This window comes from Streptomyces sp. MNU76 (assembly GCF_020982545.1).
Lineage (GTDB): Bacteria > Actinomycetota > Actinomycetes > Streptomycetales > Streptomycetaceae > Streptomyces.
The window spans coordinates 704,689-721,038 of record NZ_JAJKLK010000003.1; the positions used below are offsets into that span (position 1 = coordinate 704,689).

At 71.0% G+C, this 16,350-nt stretch carries 13 protein-coding genes and 2 pseudogenes; 10 read left to right on the plus strand and 5 right to left on the minus strand.

The annotated features are described in order from the left end of the window. The first annotated feature begins 163 nt into the window (after positions 1 to 163). The 5 genes from E4N62_RS09415 (at position 164) to E4N62_RS09435 (ending at position 5,320) form a co-directional block, all read left to right on the plus strand. Positions 164 to 2,830, plus strand: coding sequence for an AMP-binding protein (locus tag E4N62_RS09415; RefSeq protein ID WP_230213484.1), 2,667 nt, complete (start codon positions 164 to 166; stop codon positions 2,828 to 2,830). A 151-nt stretch (positions 2,831 to 2,981) separates the two neighbouring features. Continuing rightward, on the plus strand, positions 2,982 to 3,773 hold the full coding sequence (locus tag E4N62_RS09420; RefSeq protein WP_230213485.1) for an N-acetyltransferase: 792 nt from the start codon (positions 2,982 to 2,984) through the stop codon (positions 3,771 to 3,773). Then, positions 3,770 to 3,994: a translation initiation factor IF-1 gene (gene infA / locus E4N62_RS09425; protein ID WP_152167066.1), complete on the plus strand. Its 225-nt coding sequence runs from the start codon at positions 3,770 to 3,772 to the stop codon at positions 3,992 to 3,994. Before E4N62_RS09420 ends, infA begins: the two co-directional genes overlap by 4 nt. A gap of 127 nt (positions 3,995 to 4,121) precedes the next feature. Beyond that, positions 4,122 to 5,036, plus strand: a complete 915-nt coding sequence (locus E4N62_RS09430) for a HipA family kinase (protein ID WP_230213486.1) — start codon at positions 4,122 to 4,124, stop codon at positions 5,034 to 5,036. Then, positions 5,033 to 5,320: a SelT/SelW/SelH family protein gene (locus tag E4N62_RS09435; protein ID WP_184901107.1), complete on the plus strand. Its 288-nt coding sequence runs from the start codon at positions 5,033 to 5,035 to the stop codon at positions 5,318 to 5,320. Before E4N62_RS09430 ends, E4N62_RS09435 begins: the two co-directional genes overlap by 4 nt. A gap of 1 nt (position 5,321) precedes the next feature. Here E4N62_RS09435 and aceB read toward each other — a convergent pair. Beyond that, positions 5,322 to 6,960 (minus strand): annotated as a pseudogene (gene aceB, locus E4N62_RS09440) (malate synthase A). A gap of 187 nt (positions 6,961 to 7,147) precedes the next feature. Continuing rightward, positions 7,148 to 7,801, minus strand: coding sequence for an NTP transferase domain-containing protein (locus tag E4N62_RS09445; protein WP_230213487.1), 654 nt, complete (start codon positions 7,799 to 7,801; stop codon positions 7,148 to 7,150). Between the two features lie 235 nt (positions 7,802 to 8,036). On the opposite strand from E4N62_RS09445, the gene E4N62_RS09450 reads away from it, so the two are divergent. Continuing rightward, complete coding sequence (locus E4N62_RS09450; RefSeq protein WP_230213488.1) at positions 8,037 to 8,351, plus strand: DUF5955 family protein; 315 nt, start codon at positions 8,037 to 8,039, stop codon at positions 8,349 to 8,351. Between the two features lie 251 nt (positions 8,352 to 8,602). On the opposite strand, the gene E4N62_RS09455 is transcribed toward E4N62_RS09450, so the two are convergent. Then, positions 8,603 to 9,400, minus strand: coding sequence for an IclR family transcriptional regulator (locus E4N62_RS09455; RefSeq protein WP_230214074.1), 798 nt, complete (start codon positions 9,398 to 9,400; stop codon positions 8,603 to 8,605). A gap of 280 nt (positions 9,401 to 9,680) precedes the next feature. Between E4N62_RS09455 and allB the strand changes: the two genes are divergently transcribed. The 3 genes from allB to E4N62_RS09470 all read left to right on the plus strand — a co-directional run bounded on the left by allB (position 9,681) and on the right by E4N62_RS09470 (position 12,750). After that, positions 9,681 to 11,018: an allantoinase AllB gene (gene allB / locus E4N62_RS09460; protein ID WP_230213489.1), complete on the plus strand. Its 1,338-nt coding sequence runs from the start codon at positions 9,681 to 9,683 to the stop codon at positions 11,016 to 11,018. 52 nt (positions 11,019 to 11,070) lie between these two features. Then, on the plus strand, positions 11,071 to 12,201 hold the full coding sequence (gene alc / locus E4N62_RS09465; RefSeq protein WP_230213490.1) for an allantoicase: 1,131 nt from the start codon (positions 11,071 to 11,073) through the stop codon (positions 12,199 to 12,201). Positions 12,202 to 12,378: 177 nt separating this feature from the next. Next, positions 12,379 to 12,750, plus strand: a complete 372-nt coding sequence (locus E4N62_RS09470) for a ribonuclease domain-containing protein (RefSeq protein ID WP_230213491.1) — start codon at positions 12,379 to 12,381, stop codon at positions 12,748 to 12,750. 154 nt (positions 12,751 to 12,904) lie between these two features. Here E4N62_RS09470 and E4N62_RS09475 read toward each other — a convergent pair. Then, positions 12,905 to 14,185: pseudogene (locus E4N62_RS09475) on the minus strand (ISL3 family transposase). A gap of 249 nt (positions 14,186 to 14,434) precedes the next feature. Here E4N62_RS09475 and E4N62_RS09480 point away from each other — a divergent pair. After that, positions 14,435 to 14,716: a hypothetical protein gene (locus E4N62_RS09480; RefSeq protein ID WP_230213492.1), complete on the plus strand. Its 282-nt coding sequence runs from the start codon at positions 14,435 to 14,437 to the stop codon at positions 14,714 to 14,716. A gap of 131 nt (positions 14,717 to 14,847) precedes the next feature. On the opposite strand, the gene E4N62_RS09485 is transcribed toward E4N62_RS09480, so the two are convergent. Next, positions 14,848 to 16,287: an aldehyde dehydrogenase family protein gene (locus tag E4N62_RS09485; protein WP_230213493.1), complete on the minus strand. Its 1,440-nt coding sequence runs from the start codon at positions 16,285 to 16,287 to the stop codon at positions 14,848 to 14,850. Between the last annotated feature and the right edge of the window lie 63 nt (positions 16,288 to 16,350).

A 16,350-nucleotide genomic window follows, 5' to 3' on the forward strand; every position in this document is an offset into this window, starting at 1 on the left:
GGGACTGTGCTCTTTGCGGACGCTGCCGCAGAAAGGTTGCGCGCCCGTGATCTCACCGCCCGAGCCCCTTCGTGCTGCCTCCCGGCCCCCGGCCGCGAGCCCTTTCTCGACTCCGATCCCCCTGTCGGCCCCGCCGGTCCGGACCTCCGCCGCACCGCGCGGAGTGGCCTTCGCGCGCCAGCTCGCCGCCCACGGCGACCGCGTCGCCTTCATCACGCCTTCGGGCGAGCTCAGCTATCGAGAGCTCGCCCGGCGGGTCAGCGCCACGGCCAAGCGCCTCGGTCCCGTCCGCCGCCTCGTCCTGTTGGCCGGCGCCAACCGCGTCGACGCCCTCGTCGTCCATCTCGCCGCCCTGTCCGCCGGGCACCCGGTCCTGCTCGTCCCCGGGGACAGCGACAGCACGATCGACGCGCTGACCGAGGCGTACGACCCGGACGTGGTGGCCCGTCAGGACGAGCGCGGCCACGTCACCCTCCACGAACGCAGGCCCGGCACCGCCCACACCCTCCACCCGGACCTCGCGCTGCTGCTGAGCACGTCGGGCTCGACCGGCTCCCCGAAGCTCGTACGCCTCTCGCACGACAACGTGCAGTCGAACGCCGCGTCCATCGCCGGGTACCTCGGCATCACCGACACCGACCGCGCGGCCACGACCCTGCCCCCGCACTACTGCTACGGCCTCTCCGTCATCCACAGCCACCTGGTGCGCGGCGCCGGGCTGATCCTCACCGACCGGTCGGTGGCGGACGCCGGTTTCTGGGAGGAGTTCCGCGCCGCCCGCGGCACCTCGCTGGCCGGCGTGCCGTACACCTTCGACCTCCTCGACCGCGTCGGGTTCGCCGACATGGAGCTGCCGCACCTGCGCCGCGTCACCCAGGCGGGCGGCCGGCTGGCGCCCGAACGGGTCGCCCGCTACGCCGAGCAGGGGCGCCGGGCGGGCTGGGAACTCTTCGTGATGTACGGGCAGACCGAGGCGACGGCCCGCATGGCCTATCTGCCGCCGCACCTCGCCGCGGCCCGCCCGGAAGCCGTCGGCGTGGCGATCCCCGGCGGCTCCTTCCGCCTGGCACCCGTCGACACGCCGACCGAACCGGACACCGCCCAGAACCCCGACGCGGACGACGTCGGCGAACTCGTCTACTCCGGCCCGAACGTCATGCTCGGCTACGCGGAGGGCCCGGCCGACCTCGCCCTCGGGCGCACGGTCCAGGAACTGCACACGGGCGACCTGGCACGACGCGCGCCCGACGGGCTCTACGAGATAGTCGGGCGCCGCAGCCGGTTCACGAAGATCTGCGGCCTGCGGATCGACCCCCAGCGTGTGGAGGCCCTGCTGGAACGGCACGGGATCACCGCGTTCTGTGTGGGCGACGGGGACGCGCTGGCGGTGGCGGCGCTGACGGACGGTGTCGAGAGCCGCTCCGACGAGACACGCGTGCGCCGCCTGGTGGCACAGGAGTGCGGGATCCCGCCGCGAGCCGTCCGGGTGCGCGTCGTTCCGGAGCTGCCCCGCCTGGCCAGCGGAAAACCCGACCACGAGGCCGTACGCCGTCTCACGCGTCCGCGATCCCCGGCGGCGGGCCCGGCGGGCCCGGCCGTCGCGGCGGGCGCGGACCTGGACGCCGCCCCGTGGAGCACCGACCCGGGAGCCGCGCTGCGGAGCCTCTACGCCGACATACTCGACCGCGACGACGTCACCGACGACAGCAGCTTCGTCGGTCTGGGCGGCGACTCGCTCTGCTACGTGGAGATGTCCCTGCGGCTGGAGGAGGCCCTGGGCACCCTCCCCACGGACTGGCCCGCGCGGCCGATTCGCGAACTCGCCTCCCTGGCAACGGAGTCGGGGGATCGGGCGGAGGACACCGGGGCGCGCGAGACCCGCTCCCGAGGTGCCCGGCGTTCCGTGGAGACCGGGATCGCGCTACGGGCGATCGGGATCGTCCTCGTCGTCGGCTCGCACATCCCCGTCTTCACGCTCCAGGGCGGCGCGCACATCCTGATGGGTGTCGCGGGCTACAACTTCGCCCGTTTCCACCTGACCGCCGCCGCCCACCGCGACCGCGTACGCCACCTGTGGCGCGGCGTCGCCCGCATAGCCCTGCCCAGCATGGTGTGGATCTCCTGCGCGGTCCTGCTGACCGGCCTGTACGACCCGGCCAACGCCCTGCTGGTCAACAGCCTCCTCGACCAGGGCACCGAGCGTCACGAGTGGCACTACTGGTTCGTGGAGGCGCTGGTCTACTTCATGGTCGTGCTGGGCGCGCTGCTGGCCGTGCCGCTGCTGGACCGGCTGGAGCGGCGCCACCCGTTCGCGGTCCCGCTGACGCTGGTGGCGATCGGCCTGGTCGGCCGCTACGACCTGCTGGGCCTGGCGCCCGCCCGCTTCCACCTGGGCCCGGCCGTGGTGTTCTGGCTGTTCGCGCTGGGCTGGGCGGCGGCGCGGGCGACGAGCGCGCGGCAACGGCTGCTGCTGACCGCGGTGCTCCTGCTCACCACGCCCGGCCTGTTCCAGGACCAGCCGCAGCGCACGCTCCTGGTCGTCGCGGGCCTGACCCTGCTGATCTGGGTGCCGACGCTGCCTAGCCTGGGTCCGCTCAACCGCGTCGCCGGCGTCCTGGCGAGCAGTTCCCTCTACATCTATCTGACCCACTTCCAGGTCTACCCCTTCCTCCGCGACGACTTCCCCGTCCTCGCCCTCCTCGCCTCCCTGGCGGTCGGCATCGGGTACGCCACGGTCGCCACCCGCGTGGTGCGCAGAATCCGACCGGCCGGCAGCCGCCCTCCCGCGAGCCGAACAAATCCTTTGAGCGGGACGGCTCCCGGTTGCTAGGTTCATGGCGGACCGTGAAGTCGTCGTAGGGAGGTGAGCCCCGTGAACCCAGTCACCCGTGGGTGCTCCCTCAACTCGTCACGGTCCGGCGGCTGACGTTCGGTGTCGCCGGGAGCGCCTGAGATCGAGGCACTCCTGGAGGGAGACTCCGATGAGAACGAAACCCCGCACCGCCGGTCCGGGCGAGAACGCCGTGATGATCACGCGCGTCGCGGACGGGCAATGGCACGCACTGGAAGACGACCTGGTGGTCGGCCGCGGGCACGCACGGCACCGGCCCGACGGACGGCTGTTCGTCAGCATCGATGCCTGGCACGACGAGCCCTTCGACCGGCTCGCCGAGGCGATGTCGGCGGACCTGCCGGCGCCGCTGCACATCGTTGTGGACGAGGCCGACGTGGAGCTGACGGCCCGCCTGCGGCGGGCCGGATTCACGATCCGGCGCCGGGAGTGGGAGTACGTCGTGCCGACCGACCCGCGGGCCACAGGGCTCGACGAGGTCCTGCCGCCTTCCGGCGTGACGATCGTCCCCGCCGGTCGGGGGGACGAGAGTCTGCTGCGGGCGGTGGACCGCGCGATCCGTGACGAGGTCGAGGCGACCGTCGGATGGCAGTCGATGCCCGCAGAGGTGGTGCACGGCCCCGACGGCGACACCGTCGTCGACCCGTCGACGTACGCGCTGGCCGCGGCGCCGGACCGCTACCTCGGGCTGATCCGGGTGGTGATCCCGATCCGGCCGCGGATCGGGCTGCTCGCGGTCCGGGCCGGCGAGCGGCGCCGGGGCATTGCGCGGGCGCTGCTCGCCCACGCGCTGGACACCCTGCACCGCGCCGGGTTCACCGAGGCGTGGACCGAGGTGCAGGAGTCCAACCACGCCGCCTCGGCGCTGCTCGAAAGCGTCGGCGCCCGGCGGGCCGGCAGCAACCTGGAGCTGGTGCGATGACGAGGAACAGGAACGTCATCGAGGTCGAGGGCAGGGTCGTCGAGTGCCTGCGCAGCGCCATGTTCACCGTGGAGCTGGAGAACGGCCACCAGGTGCTCGCCCACATCAGCGGGAAGATCCGCAAGAACTACATCAAGATCATGCTGGAGGACCGGGTACTGGTGGAACTCCCGCCGTACGACCTGACCCGCGGCCGGATCGTGTTCCGGTACCGGAACTAGCCGCGGCCGGCACCCGCCGGTAGCCGATCCCGAGCCCCGGTCACGGCGTCGCCGTGACCGGGGTCCGCCGGGCGGGCGACGGCGCCTGGTTACTATGTGCCTTCATGCCGAAGGCCGGGAGCGGAAGATGTTGAGAGAGGTCACCGCGACCCGCTACGTCGCCCCCCTGCGTGCCGGTGGCTCCGTGCCCGGCGTCGTCGAGGCCGACGACCTGGGCACCTATGTCGTCAAGTTCACGGGCTCGGCGCAGGGGCGCAAGGCGCTGGTCGCCGAGGTGATCGTCGGGGAGCTGGCGCGGGCGCTCGGGATGCGGTTCCCGGAGCTGGTCCTCGCGCGCTTCGACCCGGCGATCGCCGAGAGCGAGCCGCACCAGGAGGTGCGGGAACTGCACGCGGCGAGTGCCGGCCTCAACCTCGGCATGGACTATCTGCCGGGCGCCGCGGACTTCACCCCGGAGGTCGCGCGGGAGTTCCGCGTCGACCCGCTGGAAGCCGGCCGGATCGTCTGGCTCGACGCCCTCACGGTCAACGTCGACCGCACCGTGCACAGTTCGAACCTCATGATCTGGCCCACCCTCGGCATCGCGCCCCCGCGCCTCTGGCTGATCGACCACGGCGCGGCCCTCGTCTTCCACCACCGCTGGGACGCCTCGGACCCCACCAAGGCCTACGACTTCCGCCACCACGCCCTCGGCCACTACGCCCCGGACGTGCGCGCGGCCGACGCGGAGCTCGCGCCGAAGGTGACCGAGGACCTGCTGCGGCGCATCGTCGCGGAGGTCCCGGACGGCTGGCTGCCCGTCGAGGACGGCTTCACCTCGCCCGACGAGGTCCGCGACGCCTATGTGCGCTACCTCCACGCGCGCGTGGCCGCCTCCGCCGGCTGGCTCCCCACCGGCTTCCCCACCAGGGAGGAACTCGCCGCCGAGGAGGCCCTCCGCGCGGCGAGAACACAGCGAGGCCGACCGGACTGGCTGAAGCGGGTCCCCGACCTGCACGGCAAACCGGCGGCGGAACAGGATTGGTCGGTGCACCTGGGATGACGCGGACACAGCGGGTCGAGATCGAGTACTGCACCCAGTGCCGCTGGCTGCCCAGGGCAGCCTGGCTGGCCCAGGAACTGCTGACGACGTTCGAGACCGAACTGACGGAGCTGTCCCTCAAGCCCGGCACGGGCGGCGTCTTCGTGGTCCGGGTGGGCGACGAGGTCGTCTGGGACCGCCGTGACCAGGGCTTCCCCGAGCCCACCGCCGTGAAGCAGGCCGTACGCGACCGAGTGGCCCCGGGAAGGTCCCTGGGCCACTCGGACAGGATCGGAGGGTCGTAGCTCAGCCCTTGAGCTGCTCGTACGCCGGCAGGGTCAGGAAGTCGACGTAGTCCTCGTCGAGGGAGACCTCCAGCAGGAGGTCGTGGGCCTGCTGCCAGTGTCCGGCGGCGAACGCCTCCTCGCCCAACTCGGCCCGCAGGTTGGCGAGTTCCTCGGCGGCGACCTCGCGGGCCAGCTCCGGAGTGGCCTTCACCGTCTGTCCGTCGCGCTCGAACTCGACGCCCGCGTTGATCCACTGCCAGATCTGGGAGCGGGAGATCTCGGCGGTGGCCGCGTCCTCCATCAGGTTGAAGATGGCGACGGCGCCGAGGCCGCGCAGCCAGGCCTCGATGTAACGGATGCCGACCTGGACGGCGTTGACGAGTCCGGCGTACGTCGGCCTGGCGTCGAGGGAGTCGACGGCGATCAGATCGGCGGCCTTGACGTCGACGTCCTCGCGGAGGCGGTCCTTCTGGTGGGGCTTGTCGCCGAGGACGGCGTCGAAGGAGGCCATGGCGATCGGGACCAGGTCGGGGTGGGCCACCCAGGAGCCGTCGAAGCCGTCGTTCGCCTCACGGTCCTTGTCGGCCTTGACCTTCTCGAACGCGACCTTGTTGACCTCCTCGTCGCGCCGCGACGGGATGAAGGCGGCCATGCCGCCGATCGCGTGCGCGCCGCGCTTGTGGCAGGTGCGGACGAGGAGTTCGGTGTACGCGCGCATGAACGGGGCGGTCATCGTCACCGCGTTGCGGTCCGGGAGGACGAACTTGGCGCCGCCGTCACGGAAGTTCTTCACGATGGAGAAGAGGTAGTCCCAGCGGCCCGCGTTCAACCCCGAGGCGTGGTGGCGGAGTTCGTAGAGGATCTCCTCCATCTCGTACGCGGCCGTGATCGTCTCGATGAGGACGGTGGCGCGGACCGTGCCCTGCGGGATGCCGAGGTGGTCCTGCGCGAAGACGAACACCTCGTTCCAGAGACGGGCCTCCAGGTGGGACTCCGTCTTGGGGAGGTAGAAGTACGGGCCCTTGCCGAGGTCCAGCAGGCGCTGGGCGTTGTGGAAGAAGTACAGCCCGAAGTCGACGAGCGCGCCGGGCACCGCCCGGCCGTCGCCGGCGCTGTCGACGAGGTGGCGCTCGTCGAGATGCCAGCCGCGCGGGCGCATGACGACCGTCGCCAGCTCCTCGTCCGGGCGCAGCGCGTAGGTCTTGCCGGTGCGCTCGTCGGTGAAGTCGATGTTCCGTGTGTAGGCGTCGGCCATGTTCACCTGGCCGAGGACCACGTTCTCCCACGTGGGCGCGGAGGCGTCCTCGAAGTCCGCGAGCCAGATCCTCGCCCCCGAGTTCAGGGCGTTGATCGTCATCTTGCGGTCGGTGGGGCCGGTGATCTCGACACGGCGGTCGTTCAGGGCGGCCGGGGAGGGCGCCACCTTCCAGGAGTCGTCGGCGCGGATCGCGGCGGTCTCCGGGAGGAAGTCGAGCGTGGAGGTGCGGGCGATCTCGGCGCGCCGCTCCGCGCGGCGGGCCAGCAACTCGTCACGGCGGGGGTGAACCGGCGGTGCAGCTCGGCCACGAAGGCGAGGGCGGCGGGGTGAGGACCTCGTCCTGGCGGGGCAGGGGCTCGGCGTCGACGATGGCCAGCGGGGACGGCGCTGGTGCGGACATGAGCTGTCACTTCCTTCAGCGGGCGTGGCACCGGGTGTCAGTCGACCCGGGTCGGGCTGTGGGCGCCCCCGGATGGGCGGGACGCTTCTGAACAGTGGATAATAGTTTCCTCATGGTGGAAGTTCAATGTTTTGTTGATGTCGAGATTCTTCGGATCGAGGCAGGGTGGCGCTGAGTGTCACCCCGCTCACTCAAGGTGGACGAGGTCCGCCTCGGTGTCGATGTCGTACGGCCGTGCCACGTCCCCGCACTCGACGAGGGTGATCGTGTCGCCGTGCTCCTGCAGATAGGCGCGGGCCCCTCGGTCGCCGGTGGCGGTGGCGGCGATGCCGGCCCAGTGGTCGGCGCCGAAGAGGACGGGGTGGCCCCGCACGCCGTCGTACGCGGCCGCCACGAGCGACCCGCGCGAACCGTGCGCGGCGAGGACGCGGGCCACCGCCTCCGGCCCGATGCCCGGCTGGTCCACCAGCGACACCAGGGCGGCGTCCGCTCCCGTCCCCGTCAGTGACTCCAGTCCGGCTCGCAGCGAGGAGCCCATCCCCTCGGCCCAGTCCGGATTGTCGACCAGCACGCAGCCGGACAGGTCGGCGCGGGCACGCACGGCCGACGACTCCGCGCCGAGGACCACATGGACCCGGGTGCAGCCGCCCGCCCGCAGTACGCCGACCGCGTGTTCGACCAACGGGCGGCCGCGGTGGGTGAGCAGGGCCTTGGGACGGCCGCCGAGGCGCCGCCCGCCACCGGCGGCCAGCAGCAGGCCGACGATCACGCTCTCGGACGCCGGGCGGGCCGGGTCGGGGGCTGTGTCAGGGGCGGTGTCGCGGGACTGGTGGTGCGTCATGTCCCCTGCATACCCGACCGGGCGGGGGCGTCCCGTGAAGCCCCACGGACCGGGTGCCGTCTTTGTGATGCCCGGGGACTGAATTTCGGTCCCCGTGGTGGCGCTCGCCACACCGGTTGGCGTTTACTGGCCCGCGCCACCCCCGGCGCCCGACCGACGCCACGGGGCGGGCGGCCGTGCGCCGTCGCACGGCCATGACTCGTGCACGAAGGCGTGGGCGAGGGGGGAGAGGGCTGTGTTGCGGAGCTTGGGGCAGAGGCCAGTGACCGGCGGTGACGAGGATCCGAGAGTGGCGGAGCTGAGCTCGGCCGTGTCCCGGCTGCGTCGTGAACTGGCCGCGCATCCGGCGGAGTTCCCCGACCGGGGTATAGCGGAGGACGAGCTGGCGGCGCTCGCGGCGATGGCCGTCACCGGGATGCCGGAGGTGCCGCGGTTGCGGCGCTCGCTGTTGCTGATCGCGGGGTCGATCGGGTCGGTGAGTGCGTTGGCGAAGGGGTTGGCGGACGTGCGGACGGCGGTGGAGTTGTTCGGGGAGCCGCCTCGTCGCTGACCGTCGCGTCTTCCGCCCCCGCCGCCCCTACCCGTCCCGTCCTCAAGGGGCGGTGCCCCTTTGACCCCCAGGCGTCCGTCCGGTGGGGGCTGGTCGCGCAGTTCCCCGCGCCCCTGGAATAGCGGGGCTGCGCCCCTGCTTTCTCCCGGCCCGCAGGGGCCTTGCTTTTAGGGGTGCGGGGAACTGCGCGAGAAGCCCCACACACCCGCACCCGACAACGCAGAGGCCGACATCAAACGCCGCCCCGCCGCTCAGCTCCCCGCGCCCGAACTCGCCAGCGCCTCCGACAGTTCCACCGCCACCTGCTGCAGCACCGGCACGATCCGTTCCGTCGCCGTCTCCGTGACGCGTCCCGCAGGGCCGGAGATCGAAATGGCCGCGGCGGTGGGGGAGTCCGGGACGGAGACGGCGAGGCAGCGGACGCCGATCTCCTGTTCGTTGTCGTCGATCGCGTACCCCAGCCGGCGGACGTCCTCCAGGGCGCTCAGGAAGCCCTCGGGCGTGGTGATCGTCTTGTCCGTGGCCGCCGGCATGCCCGTACGGGCCAGCAGCGCGCGCACCTCGTCGGCCGGGAAGCCCGCGAGGAGCGCCTTGCCGACCCCCGTGGAGTGGGGGAGGACGCGGCGGCCCACCTCGGTGAACATCCGCATCGAGTGCTTGGACGGCACCTGGGCGACGTAGACGATCTCGTCGCCGTCCAGCAGCGCCATGTTCGCCGTCTCGCCGGTCTCCTCGACGAGACGTGCCAGGTACGGGCGGGCCCAGGTGCCGAGCAGCCGGGACGCGGACTCGCCGAGGCGGATCAGGCGCGGGCCGAGGGCGTAGCGCCGGTTGGACTGCTGGCGTACGTAGCCGCAGACGACCAGCGTCCGCATCAGCCGGTGGATCGTCGGCAGCGGCAGGCCACTGCTCGCGGACAGCTCGCTCAGGCCCACCTCGCCGCCGGCGTCCGCCATCCGCTCCAGCAGATCGAAGGCGCGCTCGAGGGACTGGACACCACCGGAGGACGACTTGGCGGAGTCGGTCGTGTGGGCGCTGGCGCTGGACATCGGCACGGGCGCGGTCCTTTCGAGATGGCGGGCGAGGTCGCAGCCTACCCGGCAGTTCGTTGACTACGAGCTCGTACGTCATTAAGTTCTGCTTAGTGGAATGATAATTCCGTCTTGTGAAAACAACCAGGATGCGTGGTGCGCGAGGCAGAGTGGAGGGTGTGCCCTTGACGGGGTGTGAGGCGGGGTGAAAACTTCTTCAACAGAACGTTGAATTCCGTTACGTGGAAGTAAATACCGTTACGTGGAAGTGAAGAGCGGTACGGCGAGAGGGGTCCCGGTGTCCGAGACTGAACTGGTGTTGCGCTCGACGCGCGTCATCACCCCCGACGGATCGCGCCCCGCCGCGGTCGCCGTCGCCGACGGCAGGATCACGGCCGTACTCCCCCACGACGCCGACATACCGTCGGGCGCGCGCCTGGAGGATCTCGGCGACCACGTCCTGCTGCCCGGCCTCGTCGACACCCACGTCCATGTGAACGACCCCGGACGCACCCACTGGGAGGGCTTCTGGACCGCCACCCGCGCGGCGGCGGCCGGAGGCATCACCACCCTCGTCGACATGCCTCTCAACTCCCTCCCCCCGACCACCACGGTCGACCACCTCCGTACCAAGCGCGAGGTCGCCGCCGACAAGGCCCACATCGACGTCGGCTTCTGGGGCGGCGCCCTGCCCGACAACGTCAAGGACCTGCGCCCGCTGCACGACAGCGGGGTCTTCGGCTTCAAGGCGTTCCTGTCGCCGTCGGGCGTGGAGGAGTTCCCGCACCTCGACCAGGACGGACTCGCCCGCTCCCTGGCCGAGATCGCGGGCTTCGGCGGACTGTTGACCGTCCACGCCGAGGACCCCCGCCACCTCGACGCGGCTCCCCGGCAGGGCGGCCCCCGGTACGCCGACTTCCTCGCCTCCCGCCCGCGTGACGCCGAGGACACCGCCATCGCGGCGCTCGTCGCCCAGGCCCGGCGGCTCGACGCACGCGTCCACGTGCTCCACCTCTCCTCCGGCGACGCCCTCCCGCTGATCGCCGAGGCCAAACGGGAGGGCGTACGGATCACCGTGGAGACCTGCCCGCACTACCTCACCCTCACCGCCGAGGAAGTCCCGGACGGGGCGAGCGAGTTCAAGTGCTGCCCGCCCATCCGGGAGTCCGCCAACCAGGACCTCCTCTGGCAGGCCCTCGCGGACGGCACCATCGACTGTGTGGTCACCGACCACTCCCCGTCGACCGCCGACCTCAAGACCGACGACTTCGCCACCGCCTGGGGCGGCATCTCCGGCCTGCAACTGAGCCTCTCGGCCGTCTGGACGGAGGCCCGCGGGCGCGGCCACGGCCTGGAGGACGTGGTCCGCTGGATGTCCACCCGCACGGCCGCCCTCGTCGGGCTGGACCGCAAGGGCGCCATCGAGCCCGGCCGTGACGCCGACTTCGCCGTCCTCGCCCCCGACGAGACCTTCACCGTCGACCCGGCCGCGCTCCAGCACCGCAACCGGGTCACCGCCTACGCCGGCAAGACCCTGTACGGCGTGGTCAAGTCCACCTGGCTGCGCGGTGAACGCATCGTCACCGACGGCGAGTTCACCGAACCGAAGGGACAACTCCTCACCCGCACAGCCTGATTCACCCCCACACCCGCGCGGCGGCCACCACCGAAAGGCAGACCTGATCATCGTGACGGCGCAGCACCACACCCCGCTCGCGAGCTTCACCGGCGACGCGAACCCCTACGGCGGCGGCGACCCGTACGCGGACTACCGCACCGCCGACTTCCCCTTCACCCAGTACGCCGACCTCGCCGACCGCAGGCTCGGCGCGGGTGTGATCGCCGCCAACGACGAGTTCTTCGCCCACCGGGAGAACCTGCTGGTGCCCGAGCGCGCCGAGTTCGACCCCGAGCACTTCGGGCACAAGGGCAAGGTCATGGACGGCTGGGAGACGCGCCGCCGCCGGGGTGCCTCCGCCGAGCATCCCTGGCCGGCGGCCGAGGACCACGACTGGGCGTTGATCCGCCTGGGCGCGCCCGGTGTGATCCGGGGGATCGTCGTCGACACGGCCCACTTCCGCGGCAACTACCCGCAGGCGGTGTCCGTCGAGGGCGCCTGCGTGGCCGGTTCCCCGTCGCCGGAGGAACTGCTCGCCGACGACGTGAAGTGGACGACGCTCGTCCCGCGCACCCCGGTCGGCGGCCACGCCGCCAACGGCTTCGCCGTCTCCGTCGAGCAGCGCTTCACCCACCTCCGCCTGAACCAGCACCCCGACGGCGGCATCGCCCGCCTCCGGGTCCACGGGGAGGTCGTACCGGACCCGGCCTGGCTCGCGGCTCTCGGCACCTTCGACGTGGTCGCCCTGGAGAACGGCGGCCGGGCCGAGGACGCCTCCAACCTCTTCTACTCGCCCGCCACCAACACCATCCAGCCCGGCCGCGCCCGGGTGATGCACGAGTGCTGGGAGACCCGGCGCCGCCGCGACCAGGGCAACGACTGGATCCGCTACCGCCTGGCCGCCCAGGCCGAGATCCGCGCCCTGGAGATCGACACGGCGTACCTCAAGGGCAATGCGGCCGGCTGGGCCACGGTCTCGGTGAGGGACGGGGACGACGGCGAGTGGACGGAAGTCCTCCCGCGCACCCGCCTCCAGCCCGACACCAACCACCGCTTCGTCCTCGCGGCCCCCGCCCTGGCCACCCACGCCCGCGTCGACATCTACCCCGACGGCGGCATCTCCCGCCTCCGCCTCTTCGGCTCCCTGACGGACCAGGGCGGCACCCACCTGTCGACCCGCCACCAGGAACTGGGCGGCTAGGGTCGTTTGGATCACGCCGGCCTCGGGCGACGGCGCCTGACGCCCCGCGGCCCAGGCGTGATCCAAACGGCAGGTCCGTCGGCCCCGGTTAACTCCCGGAAAACTTAACGGACGTGCCCGGAAAATCATGGAACTTGTCATTGACATGTCACTGTCTACGCGCGTCATCATGAGGCCATGCGATTCCCCCCACGAGCACCACGCATCGGAGTGGCGGCCGCCCTCCTGTCCGCACTCCTCGTCGGCGGCACCGTCACGGCCACACCGGCGGCCGCGGCGGTCGGCAGCATCTGCTACAGCGACCTGCCGTCGCAGGCGCACACCACGCTCGACCTGATCGCGCGGGGCGGCCCCTACCCGTACGCGCAGGACGGCAGCGTCTTCCAGAACCGTGAGCGCGTCCTGCCGTCGCGGTCCACCGGTTACTACCCGGCGTACAGCCCGACTCGTCTGCCGCTCCACATTTCCGCAGGTCAGAGGCCATGTTTTCTCGCTGAACAAACTGGCCGGGTCGAATCCGGGTCGAATTCGGGCCGTGTGGGTGGGTGACGGCGCGGAGATATACCGCTCGTATCGTCCATCCTGTCCTGTCGATAAGGGGTGGATAGGGCGTATGGGGCATCCGGCGGGTGCAAGATGCGGCCCCAGGTCAGTTGCCAGCGAGTTGGGACGCTTCGGGCGCCTTCGAAAGTATGGTGGGTCTTCAAAGTTGAGCGGTGCGGAGGTGTCCGCGGGCTCGGCGGGTGGTGACGCAGCGTGTGCGTAGGCGCTGGTTGGCGGCGTTGCGGAATCCGAAGGCGGCACGGGCGACAAGCTTGATCACGCGGTTGATGCCTTCGCTCTTGGCATTGCTGTGTCCGCTGTCGATGAACGCGGCGATCTCGGGCCACCAGCGGTCGACCGTGGTGGCGAGGGTGCGGACTTCCGGGATGTCTGCGTCCGCGCACCAGGTGAGGAACTTCCATCGTGCGCGGCCGACTTAGTGTCGGTCGGCGCCGGTGCGGGCCAGGGCGAGAAGGTTGCGCAGGGATTCCTTGGCGATCCACGCGGGCAGCAGGGTTCGTCCGATCTTCCCCTCGGCCAGCAGTGGGTTCCACATCTTCGCGAATTGCTCGTCGGTGAGTTTCTCGCGGTTGCGCAGGAGTCGTCGTCGGGCCTTCCACTCGGGGTCGGTGGCGCGTCCGCGCCGACCCCGGATTTCGGCGGTGGTGCGGCGCCGGACCAGCGACAGCATCTTGTTCGCGAGCTGCACGATGTGGAAATGGTCGACCACGACGACGGCGTTCGGCAGGCCGGTGCGGATTGCGGCCCGGTAGGTGGCCGACATGTCGATGGCCACGTGCCGGATGCTGTTGCGCCAGGTCAGGGGTGTGGTGGACAGCCAGGCCAGCACGTCGGCGACGGCGCGGCCCTCGACCTGGCCGAGCAGGCCACCGACACCGAGCGCATCGACGAACCCGGTGTGCCACCGGTCCCGCGTCAGCTGCCACTTGCCCGTTTCGAGGTCCTGCTCCCAGCGGGTCCTGCCGCGCCGGGTCTCGTCAATGCCCAGCACCCCGACCTCGGGCAGCGGCGCTTCGACGACCTCGTGGGCAACGGCCTTGAAGGCGTCCATCACGGTCGGCCAGGACAGATGCAGATCGCGGGCTGCCTGGGCGACTGTGGAACCGGCGTCCCGTATCCGACGTCCGGCCGTACTCCGTAGCCTGCCGGTCAGCCGGGCGCCGGCCGGGATCTGCGGGATCTGCTCGGTGAACGACTTGCGAGGGCAGGCCGGCTCGCGGCACCACCAGGGCCGCTTGTGCCAGAAGAACTCCAGCCCGCGCTCGCCGTAAGGGAGATCACGGGGCCGGGTGGTCGCGGAGCCTTTCACCCGGGACGCGAAGACCCCGCAGGCCGGGCATGCCCGGGCCGAGGCATCCGCCGTGGCCAGGTGGATCCGGCGGCCACCGTCCTCGCACCGCTCGACCCGGATGACGGACACCCCGTCGAGGTCCAACAGCAACGTCGTATCGTTGACCAAGCCCGTGGCTCCCCAGTGATCCTTCTGCGTAGAGAACAGAAATGATCACCCAGGACCACGGGCGTCCTACATCCAGGGCCGACAACCACCCCGCCCATCACGGAATGTGACGGGAAGTCAGCCCACACCAACGCCGCACCGCTCAAGTTCGAAGACCCGGTTTACGTCTCGTACGGACAGATCCTCATCCGCCCGCTGATCGCGCCCACGATGCAGCACCAGGCCTTCAACAGCCCGGCCCGCCGCGTATACATGAGCGCGACCCTCGGCGACGGCGGCGAACTCGAGCGCTCCTTCGGGCGAAGGAAGATCGAACGCATCCCCGTCCCCAAGGGCTGGGAGAGCCGGGGCACCGGGCGACGTTTCTTCCTCTTCCCCGAACTGACCAACGACCTGTCAACGGCGTCAACACCCGCACCAAGAAGGATCACGCGACAGATGCACGGACGCGCCGGATTCGACCTCCTCCGCCACCGCATCCTCCTGCCCTGACAAACACCCGGCGTCACCACCGACTACGGGCCAGAGCCGCTCTTTTGACAGACCCGGAACTCGGTGCGCTGGAACTGACCGGTGTGTTGGAGCTGACCAGCGGATCGCCGGGGTGGGGCTTCGCCCCGGGGCTATTCCTTGCGGACGGACAGCACCTGGGTGTTGGTGTACTCCAGCGCGCCTTCGACGCCGTTCTCGGTGCCGAGGCCGGAGGCTTTGTGGCCGCTGAACTGCTGCATCGGGGACAGCATCTGTTCCTGGTTGATCCACACCGTGCCGGTCTCGATCCGGGCGGCGAGTTCCTCGGCCGCCGCGAGGTCGCGGCTCCAGACGGTGCCGCCGAGCCCGTACTCGGAGTCGTTGGCGCGGCGGACCACCTCGTCGACGTCCCGGAACCGCAGCAGGGGGACGACCGGGCCGAACGGTTCCTGGGTGACGATCGCGGAGTCGTCGGCCGGGTTGTCCACCACGGTCGGGTGCACGAAGTAGCCGGGGCCGTCCGGGATCGAGCCCTCCACCAGCAGCTTGGCTCCGGAATCGACGGTCTCCTTGATCAGGCCGACGACCTTCTCGTACTGCGCGCGGTTCTGGATCGGGCCGAGCTGGACCCCTTCCTCCAGGCCGTTGCCGACCTTGACAGACCGCGCGATCTGCGCGAACCGCTCCGCGAACGCGTCGTAGACGTCCTCGTGCACATAGACGCGCTTGGCGGCGATGCAGATCTGGCCGCTGTTGCCGAAGCAGGTCCAGAAGACCCGCGGCGCGACTTCGTCCACGTCAACGTCGGGCAGCACGATCGCGGCGTCGTTGCCTCCCAGCTCCAGGGTGACCCGGGTGAGGCTGCGGGCGGCGGAGGCCATGACCTTGCGGCCGGTAGCGGTGGAGCCGGTGAAGGCGATCTTACGGATGCCCGGGTGCTCGGCGAGCCTCGGACCGAGGCTGTCGCCGCCGCTGATGACGTTGAGCACACCGGCGGGCACCACGTCGGCCAGCAGTTCGCCGATGCGCAGAGTGGTGAGCGGCGTGTACGGCGACGGCTTGACCACGATGGTGTTGCCGGTGAGCAGCGCCGGGGCGATCTTCCACGAGGCCTGGCCGACCGGGAAGTTCCAGGGCACGATGCCGGCGACGACACCGAGCGGCACATGACGCACCCGGACGCGGTGGGTTTCGGTCTCGGTGACCTCCTCGGCGGGGTAGTCCATGGCGGCGTGTCCGTCGAACCAGGCGACGACGGCCATGAGCTCAGCGCGCGCGTCGGCCAGCGGCTTGCCCTGCTCGGCGGTGAGCAGGGCGGCCAGCTCCTCGGTGTGCTCGCCGACGACGGCCGCGGCGGCGCGCAGCACGGCGCGGCGCTCCTCGACGGAGGATGCGCTCCAAGAGGCGAAGGCGCGCTCGGCGGACTCGACGGCGGCGTTCAGCTGGGCGTCGGTGGCGTCGGGGACGCGGCCGGCGATCTGTTCGGTGGCCGGGTTCAGTACGTCGAGCAGGTCGCTTTCGGCGCCGACGAAGCGGCCGTCGATGAGCATGCGGTGGGTGGGCTCAGTGTGGGCGGGCTCAGTGCGGGTCACTTTTTCACTTCCCTGAGGTGTGTGGCGTTTCCCCGAAGGGCGGGGCGGCGAGAAGGGCCTGGT